Source organism: Alkalilimnicola ehrlichii (assembly GCF_003399765.1).
In the GTDB taxonomy this organism is placed as follows: Bacteria; Pseudomonadota; Gammaproteobacteria; order Nitrococcales; family AK92; genus AK92.
In genome coordinates, this window is the sequence record NZ_NFZV01000017.1 from 1 (window position 1) to 23955 (window position 23955).

Sequence of the window (23955 nt, forward strand, 5' to 3'; positions counted from 1 at the left end):
GCAGCGCACCGAGCCGATTCGCCTTGTGCGCCGTGAGTTGGGGCCGGATGAGGACGAGCCGATGCAAGGCGCGGACGTGGCGATGCTGGAGGAAATGTTATGGCAGTTGGGACTGAGTCCGCAGCAGGGACCGAACGAGCAAAACCCCTACTCCGGTCAGATAGGCGCGCGGATCGCGAGCAACCGCGCAGGTCTCCCCGATGGCCCGGTCACGACGGAGACGTGCCAAGGCGAGCCTGCCGATCGCCGAGACGCCTACTACAGTGGGTGGTTTGCGCAATGCTCCGTCGGGCGCGTGTCTATGGAAGGTATGGTGCGCCGATTCCAGGCGCGCAATTTCTCCGATGGCCGAGTGCTGCTACGACATCTGCGAGACGATGCTTCAGGTGTCGTGGATGAAAGCACGCTGAATTGGCTAGGCCGTGACTGGTCCCTGTATCAGCGTGCGTACGAGGCATATGCCGACATCGGTAGTGGTGCCGGGGTGCTGGGGCCGGATGTGCCGCAGTTCGCGGACTGGTTGGCAGACGCGGTGACAGTTTGGGAAGAGGGTTACGAGGGGGTGAGTTCTGTCCCGGAAACCTACACCCAGGCCCACCACCGAGACGTCCTGGAAGCCGCCGGGCTAGGTGCGAACAGCTATGCCGCCTACAGTCGACAACGGCTATTACGCGGTTGGATTACCCACGAATCAAGTTTCCACTGGGGCAGCAACAGAGGTGGCAGTGGCGGCCGTCCCTACCAGCCGACCCCGTATCGGATGACCGAGGGCGGGGCGGACGAGCACGGTAGCTTGAGTTTTAGCCAATTGCTCTACGCATTCCGTTTTGGCAGCTCTCCCTGCCGGGCCCATGGCGAGGCTGAGCTGAACCTGTACGACCCTCGGGAGAATGTTATGACGTTTGCGCTTCACACGGGCTCGGACAATTCAAGCGCTGAGGAAATGTCCAATTGTCATGGTGCGTTTCACCGTGCCTTCGTGAGCCGTGGGCACCCACAGGTGTATCGCCAGGACAGAGGAGCTGTGGCAGGTACGGAGCAGCATCTTGACGATCTTGTTGGGTTTCGTCACGGCGGTGGAGCGATTGTGCCGATTGATGAGGCGACGGAGGTGGACGCCTATGACACCTTTGCTCTGGGTGTTGCGGCGTACAATGGCGGGTTAGGCATGTTCGCCCGGTCTTGGCCGCGTTGGCTGAAGTACTGGCGGTTCGACCGGAACGCTGTGCGTAATAGCAATAGCACGATGGTGTGTTTCTCCTGTCGGTATTCGATCGAGGTGCGCAATTTTGAGCACTATCTCAATCTCCCTTATCGGGAGTACATCTGGGCAGGGGAGATTTACAACGACAACGAGGTTCGAGAGGCGCTGATCGAAGCGTTTGAAGTCGAGCTGCAAGCAGCGTTCGGGGAGGAAGGCGCGGGGACGCGGCCCCTGGAGGAACTGCAGACGTGGGTGATGGAGCACGAGGACTTGGGCGAAGAGGCGTTTGCCGAGCGTGGAGTGCCGGATGTTGGGGAGCCAAAGTGGTGCTTTGCTTATGGGGAGCGGGAGTGGCGGGATCCGGAAAGAACGGAGGAAGGAGGGCTGGCCACCTTTGAGGATTATAGAAACTTTGCTTTGGCGGATGGTGAGCGGAGGGTGCCATGCGAGGATTGAATGCAATGAAGGCGCGAATGGCTTTGCTAGTGATGTTGCTGCCGGCAACGGTATACGCGCTGGATTTGACTGCCGGTAAGTCTGAGGCGGATGCCCCGGCTCTATTTATCGAGTTGTATAAGCAGAGGTTGTCGCCCGTCACAGTCGTTGAAGATTGGCAAAATGAGAAGAACTATTTTTACCTTTCTCGTGCCGGCAGTCTGCACTATTTCGATGCAGAAGCTGGAGAGCGCATAAGAGGCTGGCCCCTTACCCGCTGGGAGCACCAGCATGTTGTACCGGAGATAAGACGGCAATACGCAGAGTTTTTTGTCGCTTACCCCGACGAGCGCTATCCCTCGGCTCAGCACCACGGTGTCGGTTGTACGGGCCTATTGCCGCTACGCTATGGGGATCTTGAAGGTGGCGGCGAGTTGTCACTTGTGTTGATCCTGGCCCACCATTTCGTGGTGTTTTCACCGGCGCATGAGGCGATCGTATTTGCCGAGGAGCTAAAGATCGATGATTGGCTTAGCGAGGAAGAGGCCGAGCAGCTCCGTGAATGGGGGCAGCGCGAGGAGGATGCGCAGTACCTGTCGCGTATCGCGAGCGAGTTCGATGTGATCCTGCCGGGGTATCGCGGCTACTCCAAGCTCTTCTTTGGCGATTTCGCTGGCAGCGGTGCCGCCGAGATTGTGATTTGGCGCAAGCTCTACCAATCTCGGGAGAAGGATGATCCGGTGGCAGGCTTTGAGCTCGAACGTAATGAATGGCAACACTACCGGCGTCGCGCCAGTGATGGGCAGTATATTCCGCAGGGGACCCCGGAGGAGCTCATTCGCGCCTGGCTGAGCGAACGCGAGCTCACCTGGGCCGACGGTTACCCCCGTTACAGCGAATGCCCCGGCGAAGCCGGCGAACTGATTCCAGAGATGCACGACCCGCTGCTGAACGACCTGGAGGTGCTGCCGAACTTTGCCTACGAGTAGGGTGAGACGGACTAGGTGCGACGACCTCATCGGTTTCCGGGGCGCTGCTGCCGCATAGCGTCCAGACTCGCTTTGGCATTCACCCTGGCGGCGCACGAGGGGGCAGGTACTATTTTGGCTAAGGCGGTCGAAGCGGCGGTTTAGAGCATGAGTCGGATTCGGAGGAGGGATCTCAGTGCGACGGTTTTTAGCAGTGATTTTATTTGCGTGTGCTCCCAGCTTGGGCGCTCTGGAGTTTTTGCCGCTGGAGGAGTTCTACGTAGAGCAGTACGTGCAGCCCATTGATGACATGCCTTTCGAGCAAGCTAAGCGGGCGCTCTTGGATCAGCGAGAGCGTTATACCTACCCGTATGTGAAAGCGGCGATACGGCATGAAAACGATGTCTTCATGGTCTACTTTAACGGAGGTGTCCGTGGCGAAGAGCGTAGTGAGCTTTCCAGAAAAAACTTACAGCGCCGCCAAGACGGTTTGCCGCAGATCCGCACGCCCGAGCCCTTCGGGGCATTGGCCTGGGTCAAGGACGGCGAGGTCCGTTATTTAAGGCAAGCATTTGGCACCCACGAGGTTGGGAGTGAAAGAACCTTCTGGGTTGAGTACCACCCCTACGAGCGATACGGCTGCCTTTACCAGTCCCCGTTACGACTGACCGAACACTTCGGCTCCGACTATCCGCTGCTGGTGTTTATTGGTGGCCGCGGGGAGCGCGGACCGCCGGTTTTGTATCAATCGGTGGCCGATTACATACAAGTGTCCTTCTTCTCCGGCAATGAATTTCAGCACGAAGTGCGCACGATGCTCATGGCGCTGAACTATGGCGATGCCCGCCGCCCGTCGATCGATGAGCATGGCCCGTCCTGGCGTGACACGGCGTTCGACTTCCCGGCGGCGCATTTTGCTGTGGGGATCGATCCGCACTCGGAGCGTTGGGAGCGGTTTTTCCCGGTTCAGAGTGAAGCCGGTGAAGGCCGCCGAGTCTTTGGCAAACTGTTTGTGCTGGAACGCGATGACGCCGCGCCTGCGCTTTTCGTCTGGCGTAAGGCGTATGTGTCGTCCCTGAAGGAAGAGAGCTTCTCGGGCTTCACGTTTGAGAGCGAGGCTTACGAGATGTTCGAATTGACCGCCACAGCCGATGATTACCGCTTGGCGCCGCAGGCGCTCTCCCCCAGCGAGGGGCAAGCGTTGATCGAGCGGCATGAGCTCCGTTGGCGTGAGGGGTGGCCGTCGAAGAGCGAGTGCCATGACAGCGAAGGCGAGGAAATAGAGTTTTGGCGCGAAGGGATAACCATCCCCGGGTAGGGGTTGTCCCTACCCGGGTTCTGAATGCCGCTGTTTCAGTCGTCATTCCGATCTATAACGAAGTGGGCAGTTTAGAAAGAGTGGTCGGTGGCGTTGCCGCCGCGCTGCCTGAACTCGCCGTTGAGCATGAGATTGTCCTCGTCGATGACGGCAGCTCCGATGGGAGTGGCGCGATTGTCGATCGTTTGGTCGCGGAGTCGTCCGTTGTTAAAGCGTTTAAGCACGACAAGCGACAAGGATACGGCGCTGCGCTCCGGACGGGATTTGCGGCGGCCAGTAAAGATTGGGTGGTGCTGTTTCCCGCCGACGGGCAATTTGATATTTCGGAGTTAAGAGGGCTGCTCCAACGCGGCTCATCGGCCGATCTTGTGGTCGGCTACCGCCGATTGCGGCGCGATGGCATTGTGCGGGCGTTAAATGCATGGTTATGGAATCGCGCCGTCCGCCTGCGGGTTGGTTATCTATGCCAGGATATCGATTGCGGCTTCAAGCTGTTCCGGCGCGAGATATTCGATCAGGTGCGCTTAAGCTGCGATTCGGCGGCTATTGATACGGAATTGCTTATGCAGGCCAGAAGCCAAGGTTACGTGATCGATGAGATTGAGGTCACCCACCGACCGCGCTTGGCCGGGCGGGCAAGTGGGGCGGAAATCGGTGTGATCTTGCGTGCCGTCCGTGACCTGCTCGGGCTACGCAGGCCGTTGTCGGCGGGGTGATGTGAGAGGCAAGGGTCATGCAGCGTTTCCTTAGCGTGATCGACGTAGCTGAATAATACGAAGGTCGTGGTGTGTCGTTTTCAGGGTGACTGCCCGATAGCCCTGTTGATGCAGCAAACGTCGGATTTCCTGCAACTGCTGTTCGGAGGCTCGATTACGGAAAATGTCCGCGACTAGCCAGATGTCGTGGTGTGCATGGTGCGACGCCAGGGCCCATTGAAGCCAGTCTGACGTTGTTTCGGTGGGCTGTAGTCCATCGCGCGTTGCGCCCAGTAGTAGGCCGAAATCGGAGCTGTCATAGGGGATAGTCACGCAGCGAAAGGATGCCTCGCTCGGAAGCGTGCAGCTTGTTCCTCCCTGCCACTGTACGCCGTAGCGTCGTAATTCGTAGAGCACCGGCAATTGCCGCATACCGGTTAACAGAAGGAGGTCGTTTTCCTGGATGGAATGCGACAACAACTCGGCGGTGGCCGTTGCCGGTGGTCCGTACGCGACGGGTTCGGCTGCATAATAGCCATACAGGCGCTCGCCGGTGACGGTGATTAAGGTTGCGCCGAGGCCAACTGCAAGCCAAGCGCCTTTGGCTCCCCAGCGATGGAGTTGCCCCAAGCCCCAAGCGATTAACAGGAGAAACGCTGGGAGCACAATCATGTCGTAACGACCGACGACATAGTAAGGGCGGACCCAGGATAGTAGCCACAGCCCTAGCAGCGGTAAGCAAAGGCTGACTAAGAGCCAAAGCGTTGCGCCGCTTTCCGGGTGGCGCGGTCGCTTGATAACAACGGCCAAGGCGCTGGCGACGAGTAGCAGCAAAATACCGAGGCCTAGGTAGAGCAAGGCTTTGTTTGGTTCCAGCGCCGAGAATTGCTTGAGAAACACCGGGGCGAACTCGGCGTGACTGCCAAGGCCGAGGATGACGAAGCTTTTAGGGAGTGCCCCCAGGGGCGGCGTGCGCTGCCAAACCTCCGCGATCCAGTGGTGAATCTCGCCCTGCCCCGCCCCGGCCGCCAAACTCGGCACGAGCCAGGCCGCCAGCGCGACCAACGCCGAGAGGAGCGCCAAAGCATAGGGTGTGAGGTGGCGTTTATAATCCGCTTGTAAGAGGACGGCCACCAAACTTGGGGCGAGGGCGAATAGGGCTAAGTAGTGGCTATAGAGCGCAAACGTTGCCGCGGCTGCAAAGAAAACCCATGCGATAGGCCGATGGGTTTGCAGTGCGCGCCACAGAGTGCCTAGGCACAGCATGAGTGCCAATAGCAGCATTGAGTAGGCGCGGGCCTCCTGAGCGTAGTAAATCGCCATTGGCGAGGCGGCTGTTAAAAGACCGGCGTATAAGGCCGTGCGGCGGTCGAATAAGGTCGCGGCCGTCCAGATTGCCGCTGCTACAAAACCCAGCCCGAATAAAGCTGATAATATTCTGATAGCCGCGGTGCTTTCGCCGACTACGCTCGTCCATAGCTTGAGTAGGGCGAAATAAAGGGGCGGGTTGCCTTCCCGAAGAAAGTCATCCGGCCAGCGACCGACGTGCGCCGCGAAGAATGAGAAAGCTTCGTCGGCCCATAGCGGTTGGTTATCGATATGCAGCAGCCTTAGAGCCAGTGCCAGCAGGGTTATGCCGAGACAGGCAGCGGCGAAGAGCCGGGTGTTCAGTGTGCTGTCGCGGGGCATGTGTCTGTGGTTGCTTGATTATGAAGAATAAGAAATGGCAGGGGGTTAGATTTGCGGCTCGAATCGAACGTCTTGGTTTCGATCATTATCCCAGTTTTCAATGAAGCAGCAACTCTGCCAACGCTTTTGGCGCGTGTGGCAGCGGCGCCGTTTATGAAAGAGGTGATTGCTGTGGATGATGGTTCGACGGATGACAGTGGCGAGCTGCTACGCGCGGTGAGCCGGGAGTGGCAGACGTCGGGCGACCCCGTCAAGCGGTTGATTGTGCTGCAGCACGGCGTTAATCGGGGCAAAGGTGCGGCGGTGCGAACCGCGCTGGCCCATGCTTCGGGCACCATTACGCTGATTCAGGACGCCGATCTCGAATACGACCCTAAGGACTACCCGGCTCTGCTCGCCCCTTTACTTGAAGAGCGCCTCGATGCGGTCTACGGCTCGCGCTTTCTCGGGGTTCGCAAGCGGCGGGGGTATCGCCTGAACGCGTTCGCCAATGCCCTACTGACGCGATTCGCTAACCGCCTTCTTACCGGGCTCGAACTCACCGACCTGACCAGTTGTTATAAGGCGTTTCGTACCGAGCTGTTGCGAGAGTTGCCGTTGGTGCAGGAACGGTTCGGTTTCGAGGCGGAGGTGACCGCGCAGTTGGCTGAGCGTGGTGCCTGGATACGGGAGGTGCCGGTCAGCTACGATCCGCGCTCATACGCACAAGGTAAGAAGATCCGCTGGCGTGACGCTTGGCCAATTGTCCAGGTGATACTGGGGTCAGCGGCCCGTTCCCTTGGCGGTGGCGAACCCATTGTGATTAGGCGCCGCTAATGAGCTGCGTTGCCCAGGCCAACAGGCTACGGCCCTTGAGGTCGCTCGGTCGCTACTTGCGCCCCTTTCCGTCTTCGTCGCTCATCATGGCCCTGGGGGTGTTCGGCATTGCTTTTGCCATCCACCTTTGGCATATCGCGGCGCCGGCTGGGGGTGGAGCTGCGTTCGGCCTACCCGGTGTCGGACGCCTTTTTCTATTGGCAGGCGGCCTGGTATCGTGCCTTTATCGATGCCGATGGCGGTTTTATCGGCACCTTCATTCCCAACGGACCTTATGTCTGGAGCCTGACGCAGTTTTATCGCTGGCTGGGTCCGGGGGCGGCGGTCCCCTTTTTACTGCACGCCGTTCTTTTGAGTGCAGCGGCGGCGTTTATGGCTCTGCTGAGCCGCGAGCTGTTCGACGCCCGCACGGGCTGGATCGCTGGGTTGTTAACGGCCTTCTGCGGCCCGTTGGTGTTCTTTGCCGGTTTAACCGTTAAGACTAACGTAATCCTGTGTCTGATCGCGGCGTCGCTGTGGTGTTTTTCCGCTATCTCAATCATCGAACGGCGTGGCCCTGGCTTTTGTTGGCGGTGCTGCTCGCCAGTCTTGCGACGTTGGAACGTCATAACATTGGTTTTCTGCCGCTGTTTTATTTGGGGTATGCCTTGTTGCTCGCGCTGCGGATGCCGCAGCCGGGGGCGGCTGTTGCGCGGACGGTGGCTGCCTTTGGCGGCGCTCTGGTGGTGTTTACGCTGGTTTCGGGGTGGGATTGGCGCCAGCCCGAGCAGGAGTTTTTCGCGCCAGTCGGTCTGAATGTCTATGTCGGCAACGCCCCGGGTTCGCGCGGCGGCTATACGCCGGTTGAGGGGTTGCGCAACGACGTGCTGGGTCACTTTTTGCACGCCGCACCCTTTACCCGGGAGAAGCTCGGTTATGAGGCTAGTCGCGAAGAAGTCAGCGCCTACTGGGTTCGAAAGTCGGTGGATTATTATAGTAATCGCCCCGCCGAGTACCTTCAGTTGCAGTTGCGCAAGCTTGGTTTACTGCTCGCCGCCGAAGGTTATGGCTTGCCGGAGCAATACAGCGTCTGGCGCTGGAAGCGGCCTGCCCTGGCGGCGGCGATAGTCGACGGCGCGGTTATCCTCTCGCTGGCGGGAGGTGCTTTGCTCGTCTGGCCGGTATTGCGGCGTTATCCCGCGGCGCGTTTTCTTCTGCTGTGTGCACTGACTTATGCGGCTACTCAGTGGTTGTTCTTTGTCGGCGAGCGATACCGTTTGACGCTCTACCTCTTGCTGTTGCCCTTCGCTGCGGTGGGCGTGCGCTGGGCGTTACAGGCTGTTTGGCGGCAGCGGGTTATTTATGCAGCGGTGGTTGGGCTCTTGTTCGGGGGCTCCCACGCGTTGACTTCGCTTTTGGATCATGGCGCCGGTTGGGCTGCGGACCGACACGCGCAAGCGGCCTGGGAGCTGGAGCAAGTGCATGCGCTAACTCCGTTTTACGATGCTCAGATTGCGGTGGCGAATGGCGCTGGCTGGCCTGCGTGGGCTGAGTTAGGGCGCACCGCCCTGGCCATGGGTTTCTTGCCCGATGCTGAATATTATGCCCGGCAAGCGGTTAGTAGGCGGGGCGAATCGATCGAGCCTTTCCTGTTGCTGGCCGAAATTTTGTTGGCGACTGACGACCATTATGCGCAGGAGCAATTGTGGTTGTTGCTTTCCCAGGTGACGGTCACAACGCCGCAGCAAGCGCGCGAGCTGCAGAAGATACGCCAGCTGCTGCGTTAGTACCCCTTAGCCGGTTCAGCAGCCTGGTAGGCGTCGCCCGGTGTTTGAACACGACGGAACGGAACCGCAGTTTACCTTTCGGTGGCATTGTGGACCTATGAAAGGAGCGTTTCCTATGCGGATGAAAAAGCCGGTGGAGTCGGCGGTTGTCGCCGGGAGTTCGATGTTGGCGGTGATGGGCGTCGATTCGCTATTGAAAGCCGGGTGGCGGCGGACTCGGCACGAGGAGCCGCCGCTAGACCCTTCGCAGCCGGATATTCCGTGGCAGAAGGCGCTGATGTGGGTCGCCGTCTCCAGTCTGGCGATTGCGGTGGCGAAGTTTGTGGTGGCGCGGGGTGCTGCCGCACGCATGCGGCGGCAGCATTTTTAGTCGCTAAGCCCGCACCCGGCCGACTCGGAGGCCGTTTCCTATGCCGGTAAAACCGCTTCGGCTTCGATTTCGATCAGCCATTCCGGTTCGGAGAGCCTGTCCACCAACAGCCAGGAGGTGGCGGGCGGCTGGGTCGGGAAGTTTTTCAGTAGCGCTTCGGCGATGGCGTCCTGTTCGTTTTTGGCGGATTGCACGATGTAAATCCGTAGGAAGACGACATGGGCGAGCGTTCCGCCGATGGTCGATAAAATCGCTTCGATATTGTCGATCGCCGCTTGCGTTTGACCGCCAAGCGTGGCGCTTACTGTTTTTTCGTCGGCATCGACGCCGACTTGGCCCGATAGCAGTACGCGTTTACCGTCCGGTACCACAACAGCTTGGCTAAATCCGTATTGCCGCGTGTTGAAAACGGTATCGGGGTCGAGGGTGTTTCGTTGCATGCCGGCTCCTAAGGTCGCGGGCGGCGTTAACGCCAGTCGGGGAATAAGGGTTCGCCTCGCTCCAGAAGGCTCTTAAGGCTCGATAAGATTGCCGGCCACCCGTGGGTAATGCCGGGCAAGATCCTACTCGCCTGTGGAAATTCGTCGTGGATGAGCGTGAGCCGGACCTTGCCCATGTGCTCGTAGATCTCGAAGGTGACGCGGGAAGGCGGTTCGCGTTTCTCTAGATCGACCCGTTCGCCTTCGTAGTCCGGCAGCTCTTCGTCGTTAAGCGGGTCGAAGGTGTACGAGAGTTTTTTGTGGGGCTCGACGGTCAGCACTTCGCCTTTCCAGTCTACGCTGCCGTCCGCCTTGATAAGCTCGACGGCGGCACCCGGCTGCCAATCGGAGCGGATGCGCCGGCCGCCCCAGTAGCGCGAGGTGAACTCGCCGCCGGTCAGCGCTTCCCAGAGTTGGGCAGGGGTGGTGTCGATGTAGGTGACGTATACGAACTGCGGCTTGTCCATCCTATTTCTTCTCCTCAAGGGCGTGTTTGAGATCTCTCAGCGCGTGCAGGCGATCGTCCTCGAAATTGCTGATCCAGCGCTGGTGGATGTCGTGAATGGGCACGGGGTTGAGGTAATGCAGTTTCTCGCGCCCGTGCCGGATCGGTACGACCAGATCGGCCGCTATGAGTATCGCGAGGTGTTTGGTGACCGCTTGGCGGCTCATGTCCATGTGGGTGCATAAGTCCGTCAGCGTTTGGCCGTTGTCTGCCCGCAAACGATCCAGTAAGCGACGCCGCGTCGGGTCGGCGAGCGCTTTGAATACTTTGTCGAGATCTTTACTCATGCTGCGAATTTAAGCAACCAAATGGTTGCATGTCAATGTGCTTCCCTGATATATCTTTTATGCAACTCTTTGGTTGCGTAAAGATGAATGACGGGAGCGTGTGACAATGGCGGATATCGAACACATTCAATACATTAATGCGCCTGCTGCGGTGGTGTATCGGGCGTTGACTACGGAGGCGGGGCTGGCGGAGGTGTGGACGCGCGAGCTGGCTGTCGAGGCGCGGTTGGGTGCGGTTAATACGTTCCATTTCGGCGACGAAAAGCCGACTCGGATGAAAATCGTAGCGCTGGTAACGGACGCCCGGCTGGCCTGGGAGTGTGTGGACTCCGACCCGGAATGGATTGGTACGGAGGTGAGTTTCGAGCTGACGGAGTCGGCCGGTAAAACCTCCATCATCTTGCGGCATAAGCACTGGCGCGAGGTGACGGATTTTACCGGTGGTGCAACTACAACTGGGCGATGTTTTTGTACAGCCTGAAGGAGTACTGCGAGCATCAAGCAGGCTTGCCGTATCAGGAGCGGCGGTTTTAGGCGCGGCTTTTGTGGGGCGCCGGATGCTGCGCGACGCTTTGTCTCCGGCTGTTCTATTTGCTCGTAGGAGTCATAAGGGCCCCCCGTGCGCGCGCACGGGGGGCTTTAGCTCAGGCGACCTGCTTTAGTAGGCCGAGGGCCTCTTCAAGCGATACTTCGCCTTTAAAGCTTCCGCTGCTGTGCGCGGGTTCGCCGCGTTCGATGGCGTGAGCAAACTGTACCGCCGGGTCGGCTTCCAGCTTGTCGAACAGGCCTTGCACCCGCGGATAGTTGCGGCGGTCGATGACGTCATGGTACTTGGTCCAGCGGGCTATGCCGATGAAGTAGGCGTCGGCGAGGGTCCGTTGCTGGCCGAGGAGCCATTCGTTTCCTTCAAGCATTGCCTCCAGGTCCGCGTGTGCTTTGGTCAGCGCGGCGGTGCCGTAGGCGCGGAGCGTGTCTTTTGCCGGTTGCTCTACGTCGTGCTCCAGTGTGTACCACAAGGGGGCGAAGCCGCTGAAGAGGCTGGTGTTGAGGTACGCCAGCACTTGGTTAAGGCGGTCGAACTCGGGCGTACCTTGGGCAAAGCCAAGGCCTTTGTCGATGCCGCGAGCCCCGACGTGGTTCATGATGGCCATGCTTTCGCTGACGGTTGTGCCGCTGGCGGTCATCAGGGTCGGCGTTTCCGCTACCGGGTTGATGCGCCGATAAGCCGCGCTGGTGACTTGCTCCGGCATGTCGATGCGGCATAGCCGGTAAGGTTGATCGAGCCATTCCAGAGCCACGATCGAGCCGAAAGAGCAGCCGGAAGGCACGCCGTAAAAGAGGATGGGTTCCATGTTGAATCTCCCTGGTTTGTGGTTGCGAAGGTCGATGCCTTCGACAGGGAAAATCTAGCAACGTGGACGACGCGACTGTGATACCTTTTTGTTCGCTTTAAAGTCTATAAATGTGGACGATGAAGGTAGATGCTTAACCTCAACGATCTTCGGTTGTTTGTACGGGCGGTGGACAGCGGCGGGTTTGCTGCCGCTGCGCGGGCGATCGGCTCGCCTAAATCCACGATCAGCAAGCGGGTTGCGGAGCTGGAGGCGGAGCTGGGCGCTCGGCTTATCCACCGCACTTCGCGCAGTTTTACGCTGACGGAGCTGGGGCGCGAGTTCTACGAGCACGCACGGGCGGCGATTCTTGAGTCGGAAACGGCGGAGGATGTGGTGCGCCGGCGCATGGCCGAGCCGAGCGGCAGCGTTAAGATCACCGCTTCGGTGCCGGTGGCGCAGTTCCAGATCGCGAATAAGCTGCCGGGGTTGATCGGCGCTTATCCGAAAGTGCAGGTGCAGTTGCATGTTACCGATCGTTTTGTCGATTTGATTCATGAGGGGTTCGACCTCGCCGTTCGCAGCCACTTTGCTCCCCTGCCCGACTCCGGCCTCATTCAGCGCCGACTGTCGGTTGAGACGATTATCTTGGTGGCGGCACCGGAGTATGTGCGCCGTTGCGGGCTGCCGCGCGTGCCGCAGGAGTTGGCGGCTCACGATGCGGTGAATACGGGGCCGGCCGCGGGAGTTTGGCGGTTGCGGAATCAGGCGGACGAGGAGGTTCAGGTATCTCCCAGGCCGGTGCTCTGCGCCGACGAGGCGGGGGTGTTGCTGCACGCGGCGAAGGCGGGGCTGGGTATTGTGTGTTTGCCCGATGCGATCGCGCAGCCGGGCCTTGATAGCGGCGAGTTGGTGGCCGTCCTGCCGGGTTGGCATGCCGGCGTTGTGACAACTTCTATTCTCAGTTCGCACCGGCGCGGCCAACTTCCTGCCGTGCGCGCCGTGATGGATTTTCTCACGCAGCCGTAACCGTGTATCGGCAAGCTATTTCTGCGATCGTTTGATAAGCTTTTAACTAACTTAGGAAGAGGCGGCTAGCGATGTCGGTTGGAAACGGATGCGGGTGGTGTGCTGATGCTAACGGGCATTAAACAAAGCGGCGGCCTTTTCCTGCTGATTGCTTTGACGATGGTTATCGCGATGCTGCTGGTGGCGTGCTCGACGACTAACTTTAGCGCTAAGCGGATGTTGAGTCGGGTAGTGGCGGACGATTTCGACGGCGCCCTGTCGCGGGTGAAAGTGGAGCGCGAGCTGGAGCTGGGCGGGCTGCAAGGGAGCGGGCGTTTGCGCGTCTGGCTCTATGACGAGGCCGTCGAACAGTACCTTTTCTTTTATCTGCACGCTGCCGAGTACCAAGAGCCGGCGTATCGGGAAAACCGGCGGACACATGCGCGGCATACAGAGGCGGATGTGCAGGCGATAATCGCCGCCCAGCGTGCCGATATTCAGGCGCGAGTCGCTCATTTGCAGGCCGTGCGCGCACAGCTTGACGACATCGTCGAGTATCCGGTTTTCGTTTTTACGGTCGTCGCGATCCGTATCGTCATACGGCGTTCGGCGCACCGACGCATGATGACGATCATCCGCTGAGAGTCGTGATTGCGTTACCTCCCCGGCCTGAGGAGATTCAGTCGGCTGTTGCGGGTTTGTTGCCGTGGTTGCAGGCATTCTTGCAGCAGAATGCCTACGCGCAGGTTCATTTTATAGACGACGAGCAGCAGGAACGCTTTGAGCGCGAGTTCCGGCAAGGCTTTTGGGTCAGTTCGCCGCCGCCCGCTTTCCCTTACGTCGGTAGCCGAACCGATGCCTTTCTTAGCGCGTATACCTTAGCCACGGCACGCGCTCACGTTATCGAGCCCGTGCGTTCCGATCGCGACCGGGTGGCGCGGCATCATTATCCCGCCCCCTTAAAGCATGCCCAGGCGGTTGAGCAGGAGAGCAATCGGCTTGCCCGGCAGGGTGTGGTCATACAGGCCAGGCAAGCGCTACTGCCGCAACTGGCGCCGCTGTGGGAGCCTTCGTTGGCGCGCCTCGACGGCCGTCATTTACAAACGCAAACCTATCTCGATTACGTGGAAGGCAGTTGGTATTACCGGACCTACGTGCGTTCGGAGTCGGCCGAGGCGGTGTATCAGCTCGCTTATTCGCCGCTGACTCGGCAACAGGTTACGAAGGTATTTCCCTATTAGATCAAGGCTGCTGCGCAGGAGAAGTGACGTTGAAGGTAGAAGGACACGATCTGGCTAAGGCAACGCCTTCGCTTCCCGTTTTTCTTGGCGAGAAAGACCCTTTTCAGAACAAAAGCACCTATAGCTATTTCTACAACGGTCGGGCGCTGTATGCCTTTCATGGGCTTACTTGTCGTTCGCTGCCGGGGCTAGACGTTAATCGATTGCAGTGGAAGCCCTACGGCTTGTGCGACGACGCCTCGGTGGTGGTGGGCTTGTCGGTGTTGCGTACTAACCCGAAGAAGTTCAAGCGTGTCGGTAAGTACGGGCATTACTATTTTTGGCGGAGGAAGGCGTTTACCGGCCAATCGGGAAGTTGCCGACCTTGGAGTTGATTCCCGTAGCGGATCGAAAGTCTTTTCGGGTTATCGGCGAGGAGCTGGCCGAGGATGCGGACCATCTCTTTCTGCGGCGCGGGGCGTTGTCGCTTTCGAAACAGGAGTTGGGGGAGTATCGCATCATCGAGACCTCGCCGACGATTTTGGTCGGCGAAACGCGGATCTGGGTCGGCGGCCATGCGCTCGATGTGCATGGGGCGAGCTTTGAGATCAAGCCGGGCGGGTTGCCGGAGGCGGTCGTGCGTATCGCCCAAGACGGCAATTTTTCCCTGTTTATCCTCTTGGGTACCGATCGGGATGGCGAGTTTGTCCTCTTTCGCGATGACGCTAGCTATGGCGATGCTACGCCGCAGGTGATTCGCGGCGAGGCGATTGCGCCCTTCTATGAGCACCTTGAGCAAGTGTTCGAGCAACGCCGGCGGCCGGAGAACAAGCGTTTTCCGCCGGATTTGAGCCGCTTAAGCGACGATAAAGCGCGGCAGGCTTTGCTTACCGCTTGGTTTGAGAATGCCTTTGCGGAGAAATTCGCTTATAACCGCAGCAACGACGGGTTTTACGCGCTCGTCGATGGCTATCTGCGTCTCTGCCTGAGCTTGTACGCCGAGACTGGGGATGCGTCTTATTTGGAAGCGGCGCGCGCGCTTTATGCGCGGTTGGAAGCTTACGGTTGGTTGCTGCCGTCGATTCACTATCACGCCGCGCGCGTGTTTGCGCTGCGGGAGGATGTGGAGCCGATGCTGGAGGCTTTGTACCGAGCCTACCAATACCGCGCGCCTAACCTTGCCGGCATGAGCGAAGAGGAGGCGTTTGCGCCGTTTCGCGATCACCCCCGATTGCTTGCGCTGCGGGAACGCTACCAGCGCGAGGAAGCGCGCTATCGTTATATTACCTTAGAAGTTCTTGAGGCCTATGAGGCCGTAGCGGCGGCCGACGACGAAGCTTTTAACCGCTACTTGCGGCAGAAAATAATGGACGGATACGTGTTCTACGATGCGCCGCAGTTGGCGGAACAAGAAGCCGTATCCGAGCAAGCCGATTATTGGCGTGCACTGGCCGAGAAGAGTATTCCGTTTTTCCGGAATTATATGTTGTTGGAAGGCCTCGAAGCGTTAGGCCCGTTGGATAAACGCGTGCTGGAGCGCTTCCAGTCGTATCGGGACTATCGGATCCTGAGCCCGCTGGTGTACGTTAAATTGGCGGACGAGTTGTTTAAGAGCGCGCATCACTGGACGCCGTGGTCGGAGAAGTTTTTCGGCCAAGGGCAGCAGGGGCGTATGCAGGAGTGTATGGCTTTGCTGGAGGTGTTCCGGCAGCGGCTTGAGCAAATCGACGACGCCGGCGAGCGGCAGCGTTTGGCTGCCGCGGCCGAGGGCTACGAGGCGTATTCGTTTATTTGTTCGCCGTAAGGCAGTGGTGCGCCGGCCCCGTTACCCGCGGTAACGGGCGACCGGCACACCGGGGGTATCGACGTCGAGCGCAAATATGCCGCCCGATTGCGGCCACTTCGCCAGTTCTGCCTCGCTCAGTCCGGCGCGGAGGGAGGTGACGAAAAGGGTTTTCATGTCCGGCCCTCCGAAGCAGGGGCAAGTGGGACGCGGGCACGGCAGTTCTATCCGGCGGTCGAGCCGACCGTCGGGGGACCAACGATTAAGCACTCCGGCCGAGACCCCGGCACTCCAGTAGTAGCCTTCCATGTCGGTAGCGCCGCCGTCGGGGCGGCCGGTCGCATCGCCTTCGGCGAGTATTCGCGGGTTGGAGATATTGCCGGTGTCGAGGTCGTAGTCGTAGGCGTTGATGACTTGCCGGCTCGTATCGGAGTGATACATCGTTTGCCCGTCGGGGCTCCAGGCCAAGCCGTTGGAAATCGCGACGCCGTTGAGGATTGGGTGGCACGTATGGTCGGCATCCAACCGATACAGGCCGCCGATGGTTTGGTTATGCTGCGCATCGTCCATCGAGCCGAACCAAAAGCGCCCGTCGGGTGCGACCTTGCCATCGTTCAGGCGTGTTGCCGGCTCGTCGTCTTCGGGGTCTGGCGCGAGAAAGCTCAGCGCTCCGGAGTCTAGGTCTAGGAGATGCAGGCCGGTGCTCAAGGCGAGGACTACGCCGCCTCCGGCTCGGAGGCCGATGGAGCCGACTACTTCCGGTAATAGCCAAGTGCTCTGTGCCCCGGTCGCCGGGTCGAACCGGTAGAGGGCCGGCTCTAGTATATCGATCCAATATAATGCTTGTTCATCCGCCGCCCACACCGGCGACTCGCCTATGGCCGCTTTGGCATCTAAAACACAGCGTAGATTGGTCATGGTGGCTTACCTCGTGCCGGTGGTTGATGATTACAAGCGGCCTGTTGTGAGTTCGCCGTATGACGTTTTTTGCCTTGTTAACGGAGCAGGCTCGGCACAACGGCGCTTGTGGCTCTTGACCTCAACCGTTGTTGAGGCGGTAGCTTACGTTTTTTGCTTCATGCAACGATACAGAAGGATTCTCTGATGACAACGGCAGTTCCGCTTGATCAGTCGATTACCGCACGGCCTGCGGGGAAGCGCGAGTGGTGGGGGCTGGCGGTGTTGATGCTGCCGACTATCCTATTGGCGGTCGATATGACCGTGCTCCATCTGGCGGTGCCCAGTTTGAGTGCCGATCTGGCGCCTACTAGCACGCAATTGCTGTGGATTTTGGATATCTACGGTTTCATGATCGCCGGTTTTCTTATCACGATGGGGACGTTGGGTGATCGCATAGGCCGTCGGCGGTTGCTGTTGATCGGTGCGTTGGCCTTCGGGATCGCGTCGGTTATCGCCGCATTCGCCACTACGGCGGAGATGCTGATTGCCGCCCGGGCGTTGTTGGGTGTGGCCGGTGCGACCTTGATGCCTTCTACGCTGTCGTTGATTCGCAATATGTTTCTGGTCGAGCAGGAGCGAACCTTCGCGATTACTGTGTGGATGACCGGCTTTATCGTCGGTAGCGCTGCCGGGCCTTTGGTCGGTGGGTTGATGTTGGAGTTCTTCTGGTGGGGGTCGGTTTTTCTGCTGGGCGTGCCGGTGATGGCCTTGTTGCTCATTACCGGGCCGGTGCTCTTGCCCGAGTTCCGGGACGAGGCCAGCGGTCGCCTCGATCTTACCAGTGCCGTGCTTTCTATCGTGAGTTTGCTGACGATTATATACGGTGTGAAGCATATCGCCCGCGATGGTATCGCCGTGGCGTCGGTGTTGACCATTGTGGCGGGGCTTGCGGTTGGGGCGGTTTTTATACGGCGGCAGCGGCGGTTGGCCGACCCGATGTTCGATCTGACGCTGTTTAAGCGCCGTGCGTTCAGCGTCTCCATAGTGGCGATGCTGTTGACGATTCTGGCGCTGTCGGGCACTTGGTTAGTTGTTTTTCAGTATCTGCAGGGCGTGTTGGAGCTTTCGCCGCTCATGGCCGGCGTTGCGATGTTGCCGGCGACCGGCGTGCAAGTCGTGGCTTCGTTGCTGGTGCCCGCGCTCAGTCGCCGGGTGTCGCGATCGGTGCTGATCGCTAGCGGCTTATTGGTCGCGGCACTGGGCTTTGCCGCGATGACGCAGGCGGCCGGGTCGGGCAGCTTGATCCTGTTGCTGGTTGCGGTGGTTTTGATGAGCACCGGGGTGATGCCAATGATGGTTCTGGGTGTCGATCTGGTGGTGAGTTCGGCACCTGTGGAGAAAGCCGGCGCGGCCTCGGCGACCTCGGAGACAGCGGCGGAACTGGGTATGGCGTTGGGTATTGCCGTTTTCGGTAGTATTGCCGCGGCTGTTTACCGAAAGCAGATGATCGATACTGCCTCGTCCAGCCTGCCGCCGGAGCTTGTGGCCATCGCTCAGGATACCTTGGGCGGCGCTTTGGCTGCGGTTAAAGAATTGCCGGCTGTAGCGGGTGCCGAACTACTCGCGGCCGCGCAGGCGGCTTTTAGTGCGGCACTTTATACCAATGCGATGATCGGCGCCGTGATAGCGGTAGGTGTTGCCGTCTTGACGGCATGCTGCCTGCGCCAGGTGTCGGTATCGGCGCCGCCGGCCGCGGACGATGCGTTGGATACCCGGCCGTCGGTGTGAGCGAGCGGTTGCGGGTAGCCCTCGGTTGCGGAGATGGCGCAGCCGAGAGCTACCCACGCAGGGGAAGGTCTAGGTTCTTGTTCCTCTGGCCTGGCGATACAAAGCAGTTTGGTTTTGGCTAAAGCAGTGGCTGTTATTGCACGCGAAAAAGCTTAGCCATCGTTTCCTTTTCCAATGGGTGGTATAGCGCATACCCCTGCGCCCAGCGGAACCCAAGCTCGCGGATTGCCGCCAGTTGTGCCGCTGTTTCTGCCCCCTCCGCGATCGTTTCCATCCCAAGTGCCTCGGCCAGACGCAGAATCGAGCGCACAACCTCACGGCTTTGCGTATTGTCTGCTACTAAGTTTTGGGTGAAGGAGCGATCCACTTTGATAACGTCGAAGGGCAACTGGTGTAGGTAGCTTAGCGAGGAATAACCCGTACCGAAGTCGTCCAGACAGGTGTAGATGCCCATCTGCCGCAATTGGTGCAGGATGGTCGCGGCTTCGCGGTCGTAGCGGATAATGACGTTTTCGGTAATTTCCAGCCGCAGATTGCTGCCGGCGAGTTGATATTTTGCAGCATGTCGTCAATGAACGGGACAAGATCTTTCGCGTAGAACTCTTTCGGGGACATGTTCACGCTGACGTAGAAATCCGTAGGAAAACTATGTTCGTGCCGCCAATCGGCAAGTGCCGCACAGGCCCTTTCCAGGATAAAACGGCCGATGGACGTTATAAGGCCGGTCTCTTCCGCTACGTTGATAAACCGCGAGGGGTCGACGCTTCCCATAACAGGGTGTCGCCAGCGTGCCAGCGCTTCGCAGCCAACGGGTTTTTCGGTATGAACGTCGACAATAGGTTGATACTGAACTTTCAGACCCACTTCTTGCAGCGCTCGCCGTAGCTCGGATTCTAGATACAGCCGCGATACTTCTTGCCCCCGCATCCGGGCGTCGAATACGACGTATTGATTCTTTCCTTGCCGTTTTGCCTCATACAGAGCGACGTCGGCGTTACGTAAGGCGTGATCGCCGCTATGACAGCTCGGGTCGCTCAGCATGATGCCGATGCTTGAGCTTACGATGATCTCTTGCCCGCTTAACCGAAAGGGGTGCTGCAATGCCTCAAGAATCCGCTCGGCTACCTGCTTTACGGTGCTTTTGTCCTCAACCTCGGTCAGTAGCAGGGTAAACTCGTCGCCGCCAAAGCGCGCTAACGTATCGACTGGGCGTAGTAGGTTTTGAATGCGTTTGGCGAATGCGGTTAGCAGCTCGTCGCCGACCTGGTGTCCATAGGTGTCGTTGATGAGCTTGAAGTTGTCCATGTCCATGACGAACACGGCATAGTGTTCGCCGGAGCGCGTTGCGCGCGAGACGATATGATCTAGCCGATCGACGAACAAGGAGCGATTGGCCGCGCCCGTCAGCCGATCGTGCAATGCCTCGTGCTGGAGTTGTAGCTCCATGCGCTTACGGTCGGAGATGTCCCGGTCGATCTTGGCTGCGCCGATAACGCGGCCGGCATCGTCGGTAACGGGGACGACGGCGACCGAAACATCTACCAGCTCGCCATTTTTATGTATCCGGCTCGAATCGAAATACATAACGTTCTTGCCTTCCGCGATGGCGGTTAGAATCATCCCTAACTCGTCTTTATGCTCAGCCGGCATGAGTTCGGTAATGCTCTTGCCTACTATTTCCTCCTCCGTGTAGCCGTACAGCCGTTCGGCGCCGGCGTTCCAGGAGGTGATTCGGCCCCGCATATCGGTGCTGACGATGGCATCCGGGGAGGCCTTTACAATGGCAGCGAGCAGTGCTCGCTCGGCTTCGCTAGCCTTCCGCTCGGTGATGTCGACACTGACCGCGACGCCGCCGGCAATGAGGCCGTCTTTTCCGTAGAACGGTAGCGCATAGTTAAGGATGGTGCGGCGTTCCCCGTCGTATCGCAGGATTTCCATCTCTTCCGCTTTTACCGATTCCCCCGTTCTTATGGCGCGGGCAAGCCCCCACTCGTGCGTTTTGACCGGTTCTCCCGTGTCGGGCCACCAAGCCCGATAATCCTGGTGGTAGCGGTCGGGCGTATCGGATAAGACCGCTTTGCCCCAAAGCTTTTCCGCCGCCGCGTTGAGTTGGATTAAGCGACCTTGGGCATCGGCGATAAACACCGCAACGGGTAAGGCTTCCAGTACCGTGTTGAGTCGGTTTCGCTCCAGTTCTTTGGCTGCGATCTCGCTGCGGATGGCTTCTTCCGTCCGTTTGCGCTCGGTAATGTCGGCAAACGAGGCAACCACTCCGTAGGGCTTGTCTTCTCCGGTGTGAAATAAGGGGCGGGTGCTCGTCGACACCCAGCCCAAGGTGCCGTCGTCGTGACGTAAGCCAATGACGACGTCGTCGTAGGGGGTGCCGTTTCTAAGGGATAGAATGGCCGGCAACTCGGTGCTGGAAAGGGGGCTGCCGTCTTCTCGAACGGCCCGCCCTTCGGCGCAGTCGTAGGATCCGCCCCGAAATAGGGGCAGCCCCAGTAATCGCTCCGCGTTTGCATTCCATGCTTCGATATGCCCGTGTTTGTCGAGTAACACTACCCCTTCCGCTAAGGCGCCGGCTAAGGTACGCCAACGGTCTTCGCTTTCGCGTAAGGCTGCCAGAATACGGTTATGCTCGATGGCTCGACTGAGCGATTTCGTTAACGATTGAACGAGTGCCTGCTCGGCGTAGGAAAAGCTTTCTTCGGTGCGGTGGACCTCTAGCGAGCCGACGACTTGCCCTTGTGCGACCAGCTCTTCCGACAGGACGCTGATGCCCGGTTTGAAGCTGTCGGTTGTAAAGACGTCGTGCTCCCAGACAATCCGGACGCCGACTTGTGTCGGGTCGGAAAAGCCGCCCGGGATAGCCTGTACCACTTCGGCTAATAGCGTTGGCAGACTCTCTTGTCGTTGAATTATGCGCGACACTTTATAGAGACAGTCTAACTCTCTAATCCGCGCGCCGAGCTCTAAGGTTTGACTCCGCACTAAGCGCTCTGCTTGCTTGAGGGCGGAGATGTCGGAGCTTACGCCAAGGATTCCGGTGATGGTCCCGGCCCGGTTGGTCCGCCGTTCGCCTTGTACCGCTAACCAAATAAAGGTCGGCGTGCCCTGCGGTCGCAGACGAATCTCAACTTGAAATTGTGGCGGCGGCGACTGTAGATAGTCTTCCAGCGGAAAGCGGTCTTCCGGATGAACTAAGCTCAAGTAAGACGATAGTGGGCGCTGTTCTTGAGGGGGAAAGCCGCAGAGTTCTTCCAGGCTCCGGGACGGTTTCACCGTAGCCGTATCCAGTGCGAGCTCCCAGGCCCCCATGCGAACCGGCGAAAGCATATTCCGGGCCGGTCCGCTGTGTGAGAGGCTCTCCTCGTTGAGAGGGGGGATATCCGCGTTATCGCCGCTCTCAGTCGCGTAAGCTGAGTGCCCATCATTGGTCATAGAAAGTTTTCCTCATCTTATGCTTAGCGTAAACGCTCCCTAAGAAAACGCCGGGTAGCTCCCTTGCCCAGCAGGAGTCGTGATGTTTAGCGATTCCCTAAATTCTAGCGAACCGGCGGAGAATGGCTGGGCTTGCCGCCTCGTGGCGTTACCGTAGGATGGCAAGATTACCGCAGTTCCTTCCAAGGGCTTAAAGCGCTGTCGATGAGGGTGAGGCGGTGCGGCGCTCCGTCTTTTGTCAAAAAGCGTCATGCGGGATTATGGGAATGATTGGTAACTTAATGCTAATATTATGATTTTTACATGCTCAATGCCGCCGGATCGTTGCTTTGCGGTGCTTAGCGTTTGCGTAAGGGCGGTTCTTGTTTCAGACCGATATTAATTGGGCTTAGGATATAAAAAGAGTGCTTGACGGCGGTCATCTACTATTTTTATTCTCTTAACCATACGTTTGGTAGGGACACCCTTAATGCAAAAAACTGATAGAAGCGAGATTGTTAAGCTTTCGGCGGATTTATTTCGTGCCAAAGGCTTTCGGGCTACGACGATGGCGGATATTGCCCGAGCCACAGGTTTGCTCAAAGGGAGCGTCTATCACCACTTTCCAAGCAAAGATGCCATTCTTATCGAGGTGCTCGACACCTCATTAAATACGTTCGAAGCCTCCGTATTCTCTCTGGCTTATAAAGGGGGGCGCCCGAAAAGCGGATGAGAGAAATGACGGCTGCGATACTCGAATACTTTTGCGAATATCGCATCTGTCTCATGGCGCATATGTCCTTAGAGGACATTGGTCATCTGCCTGCGGCACAAGAGAAAATCGGCGTTTTCTTTCAGCGCTGGATTGCGGCTACGGCGCATGTATTAAGCGAAGTTCATGAGCAGCAGCGCGCTCAAGCGTTTGCCGAGGATATCGTTTCTCGCATCGAAGGGGCTGCGATCTTGCTTCATGTTCATAATAACGACGCTCCGCTCAAGCGCGCCTGTGAAGAAGCGATAGCGCTCGTACGCGTCGGTTAGGAGTTCCTTCGGTTTCGCCGGGATTTGGCGGGGCTGCGACAACGACGATAAGACCAAGGAGGAGCCCATGAGGCAAGAGTACGATATCGCTAATCCGAGACAATGCTCAGTCGCCCGCATGCAGGCAAGCCTGGATGCTGCCGATTGGCATCGCAATCTGGAATTCATTGAGGGAGTTAAGGCTGAAATAAGAGCGCATCCGGTTGCTAGTAACCCCATGATCGGGCTTCTCAATCGAGGCGCGTTTGGGCTGCAAGCATTACAGCAGATACACCTGGAATATCGGCACGCCATTGTGCAGACGTTCACCGATGCGTTATTGGTCGCTCAATTGGAAACGCGTCAGTTAGAGCCGCGGCTCAAGCCTGGGTCGAAAATGGCGGCGCGTACGCTATTGACGCTCAACTGCCTGGACGAGTTCGGCTTTCAAAAACCGTCGTCGGCGGGGTACCGTGCCGACCCCATATGCGCGCATTATCCGCTCTATGAGCAAGTCATGGAGGATCTTAAGATTACGCCGCAGATGCGTCGCGACTACGTACCTAGCGACATCGCCCAGGCGACGCGGGGGGCTTTGGAGAAAAGTTTCGGGAGTCTTGTAGAGGTTGCAGCGCTGCTGGCGGTGGCCGAGCAAGAGGTTGTGTTGTATAGCCCGCCATTGCGGTTAGCCGTTAAGGCTTTGGGTGTAGACGTCAGCCGCGGCTATTATCACGTCCATGGCGCCAGCACGGACGACTCGGCCAACGCCTGCGATGACGACCATGAGGACGATCTCTGGTTCGTGCTGGCGCAAGCTCTGCAACCGCAAGAATACGAGCATATACGCAGCTTATGCCTGGCCTATTGCGATACATGGAATGAATTCTGGAATTATCAGGCGGAGCGGGAGCTGCGCAACGCGGGGTGACGGTAAAGGCGGTTCGCCGTCGGTG

At 58.7% G+C, this 23955-nt stretch carries 25 protein-coding genes; 17 read left to right on the forward strand and 8 right to left on the reverse strand.

What is annotated here, in order from left to right:
* The 4 genes from CAI21_RS23250 to CAI21_RS15165 all read left to right on the forward strand — a co-directional run.
* The coding region (locus CAI21_RS23250; RefSeq protein WP_220348464.1) for a hypothetical protein at nucleotides 1–1660 on the forward strand (1660 nt) is incomplete at its 5' end.
* Entirely contained in the window at nucleotides 1648–2628 is a 981-nt protein-coding gene (locus tag CAI21_RS15155) for a hypothetical protein (protein WP_147305135.1), read from the forward strand. The genes CAI21_RS23250 and CAI21_RS15155, both read left to right, overlap by 13 nt.
* A gap of 175 nt (nucleotides 2629–2803) precedes the next feature.
* Complete coding sequence (locus CAI21_RS15160) at nucleotides 2804–3925, forward strand: hypothetical protein (RefSeq protein ID WP_116303060.1); 1122 nt, start codon at nucleotides 2804–2806, stop codon at nucleotides 3923–3925.
* A complete protein-coding gene (locus CAI21_RS15165) occupies nucleotides 3895–4641 on the forward strand; it encodes a glycosyltransferase family 2 protein (protein WP_116303061.1) in 747 nt (248 codons plus the stop codon). Before CAI21_RS15160 ends, CAI21_RS15165 begins: the two co-directional genes overlap by 31 nt.
* 30 nt (nucleotides 4642–4671) lie before the next feature.
* On the opposite strand, the gene CAI21_RS15170 is transcribed toward CAI21_RS15165, so the two are convergent.
* Complete coding sequence (locus tag CAI21_RS15170) at nucleotides 4672–6309, reverse strand: glycosyltransferase family 39 protein (protein WP_116303062.1); 1638 nt, start codon at nucleotides 6307–6309, stop codon at nucleotides 4672–4674.
* Nucleotides 6310–6381: 72 nt separating this feature from the next.
* Here CAI21_RS15170 and CAI21_RS15175 point away from each other — a divergent pair, with 72 nt between their 5' ends.
* The 3 genes from CAI21_RS15175 (at nucleotide 6382) to CAI21_RS15185 (ending at nucleotide 9261) form a co-directional block, all read left to right on the forward strand.
* Complete coding sequence (locus CAI21_RS15175) at nucleotides 6382–7125, forward strand: glycosyltransferase family 2 protein (RefSeq protein WP_258868101.1); 744 nt, start codon at nucleotides 6382–6384, stop codon at nucleotides 7123–7125.
* A gap of 494 nt (nucleotides 7126–7619) precedes the next feature.
* A complete protein-coding gene (locus CAI21_RS15180) occupies nucleotides 7620–8891 on the forward strand; it encodes a hypothetical protein (protein WP_147305136.1) in 1272 nt (423 codons plus the stop codon).
* Nucleotides 8892–9006: 115 nt separating this feature from the next.
* The gene (locus tag CAI21_RS15185; protein ID WP_181919460.1) at nucleotides 9007–9261 is read left to right on the forward strand and encodes a DUF4235 domain-containing protein; all 255 of its coding nucleotides are present in this window, start codon (nucleotides 9007–9009) and stop codon (nucleotides 9259–9261) included.
* 38 nt (nucleotides 9262–9299) lie between these two features.
* On the opposite strand, the gene CAI21_RS15190 is transcribed toward CAI21_RS15185, so the two are convergent.
* Genes CAI21_RS15190 through CAI21_RS15200 form a run of 3 tightly spaced genes read right to left on the reverse strand, consistent with a single transcriptional unit; the run spans nucleotide 9300 to nucleotide 10532 of the window.
* On the reverse strand, nucleotides 9300–9701 hold the full coding sequence (locus tag CAI21_RS15190; RefSeq protein ID WP_116303066.1) for a RidA family protein: 402 nt from the start codon (nucleotides 9699–9701) through the stop codon (nucleotides 9300–9302).
* 26 nt (nucleotides 9702–9727) lie between these two features.
* Nucleotides 9728–10207, reverse strand: coding sequence for an SRPBCC family protein (locus tag CAI21_RS15195; RefSeq protein WP_116303067.1), 480 nt, complete (start codon nucleotides 10205–10207; stop codon nucleotides 9728–9730).
* A 1-nt stretch (nucleotide 10208) separates the two neighbouring features.
* Complete coding sequence (locus CAI21_RS15200) at nucleotides 10209–10532, reverse strand: ArsR/SmtB family transcription factor (RefSeq protein WP_116303068.1); 324 nt, start codon at nucleotides 10530–10532, stop codon at nucleotides 10209–10211.
* Nucleotides 10533–10638: 106 nt separating this feature from the next.
* On the opposite strand from CAI21_RS15200, the gene CAI21_RS15205 reads away from it, so the two are divergent.
* Entirely contained in the window at nucleotides 10639–11013 is a 375-nt protein-coding gene (locus tag CAI21_RS15205; RefSeq protein WP_220348466.1) for an SRPBCC family protein, read from the forward strand.
* 163 nt (nucleotides 11014–11176) lie between these two features.
* Here the strand turns inward: CAI21_RS15205 and CAI21_RS15210 are convergent, their stop codons facing one another.
* On the reverse strand, nucleotides 11177–11884 hold the full coding sequence (locus tag CAI21_RS15210; RefSeq protein ID WP_116303069.1) for a glutathione S-transferase family protein: 708 nt from the start codon (nucleotides 11882–11884) through the stop codon (nucleotides 11177–11179).
* A 129-nt stretch (nucleotides 11885–12013) separates the two neighbouring features.
* Between CAI21_RS15210 and CAI21_RS15215 the strand changes: the two genes are divergently transcribed.
* The 5 genes from CAI21_RS15215 (at nucleotide 12014) to CAI21_RS15235 (ending at nucleotide 15895) form a co-directional block, all read left to right on the forward strand.
* Nucleotides 12014–12892 (forward strand): LysR substrate-binding domain-containing protein, encoded by an 879-nt coding sequence (locus CAI21_RS15215; RefSeq protein ID WP_116303070.1) that lies wholly within the window; start codon nucleotides 12014–12016, stop codon nucleotides 12890–12892.
* A 99-nt stretch (nucleotides 12893–12991) separates the two neighbouring features.
* Nucleotides 12992–13513: a hypothetical protein gene (locus CAI21_RS15220; protein WP_147305137.1), complete on the forward strand. Its 522-nt coding sequence runs from the start codon at nucleotides 12992–12994 to the stop codon at nucleotides 13511–13513.
* 5 nt (nucleotides 13514–13518) lie between these two features.
* Nucleotides 13519–14112 (forward strand): hypothetical protein, encoded by a 594-nt coding sequence (locus CAI21_RS15225; RefSeq protein ID WP_147305138.1) that lies wholly within the window; start codon nucleotides 13519–13521, stop codon nucleotides 14110–14112.
* Nucleotides 14113–14141: 29 nt separating this feature from the next.
* The gene (locus CAI21_RS15230) at nucleotides 14142–14486 is read left to right on the forward strand and encodes a hypothetical protein (RefSeq protein ID WP_116303073.1); all 345 of its coding nucleotides are present in this window, start codon (nucleotides 14142–14144) and stop codon (nucleotides 14484–14486) included.
* Nucleotides 14477–15895, forward strand: a complete 1419-nt coding sequence (locus CAI21_RS15235; RefSeq protein WP_147305139.1) for a hypothetical protein — start codon at nucleotides 14477–14479, stop codon at nucleotides 15893–15895. The genes CAI21_RS15230 and CAI21_RS15235 overlap by 10 nt, the downstream gene beginning before the upstream one ends.
* A gap of 21 nt (nucleotides 15896–15916) precedes the next feature.
* Here CAI21_RS15235 and CAI21_RS15240 read toward each other — a convergent pair whose 3' ends face one another.
* On the reverse strand, nucleotides 15917–16792 hold the full coding sequence (locus CAI21_RS15240; RefSeq protein ID WP_116303075.1) for an SMP-30/gluconolactonase/LRE family protein: 876 nt from the start codon (nucleotides 16790–16792) through the stop codon (nucleotides 15917–15919).
* A gap of 186 nt (nucleotides 16793–16978) precedes the next feature.
* On the opposite strand from CAI21_RS15240, the gene CAI21_RS15245 reads away from it, so the two are divergent.
* Entirely contained in the window at nucleotides 16979–18562 is a 1584-nt protein-coding gene (locus tag CAI21_RS15245) for an MFS transporter (RefSeq protein ID WP_116303076.1), read from the forward strand.
* Between the two features lie 133 nt (nucleotides 18563–18695).
* Here the strand turns inward: CAI21_RS15245 and CAI21_RS15250 are convergent, their stop codons facing one another.
* Nucleotides 18696–19025: an EAL domain-containing protein gene (locus CAI21_RS15250; protein ID WP_472973976.1), complete on the reverse strand. Its 330-nt coding sequence runs from the start codon at nucleotides 19023–19025 to the stop codon at nucleotides 18696–18698.
* Complete coding sequence (locus CAI21_RS15255; RefSeq protein ID WP_116303078.1) at nucleotides 18965–22003, reverse strand: PAS domain S-box protein; 3039 nt, start codon at nucleotides 22001–22003, stop codon at nucleotides 18965–18967. Before CAI21_RS15255 ends, CAI21_RS15250 begins: the two co-directional genes overlap by 61 nt.
* Before the next feature lie 469 nt (nucleotides 22004–22472).
* Here CAI21_RS15255 and CAI21_RS15260 point away from each other — a divergent pair, with 469 nt between their 5' ends.
* From CAI21_RS15260 to CAI21_RS15270, 3 genes are all read left to right on the forward strand, one after another.
* Nucleotides 22473–22715 (forward strand): TetR/AcrR family transcriptional regulator, encoded by a 243-nt coding sequence (locus tag CAI21_RS15260; RefSeq protein ID WP_116303079.1) that lies wholly within the window; start codon nucleotides 22473–22475, stop codon nucleotides 22713–22715.
* A 5-nt stretch (nucleotides 22716–22720) separates the two neighbouring features.
* On the forward strand, nucleotides 22721–23023 hold the full coding sequence (locus tag CAI21_RS15265; RefSeq protein WP_116303080.1) for an LmrA/YxaF family transcription factor: 303 nt from the start codon (nucleotides 22721–22723) through the stop codon (nucleotides 23021–23023).
* Between the two features lie 67 nt (nucleotides 23024–23090).
* On the forward strand, nucleotides 23091–23930 hold the full coding sequence (locus tag CAI21_RS15270) for a hypothetical protein (protein ID WP_116303081.1): 840 nt from the start codon (nucleotides 23091–23093) through the stop codon (nucleotides 23928–23930).
* Nucleotides 23931–23955: the final 25 nt, after the last annotated feature.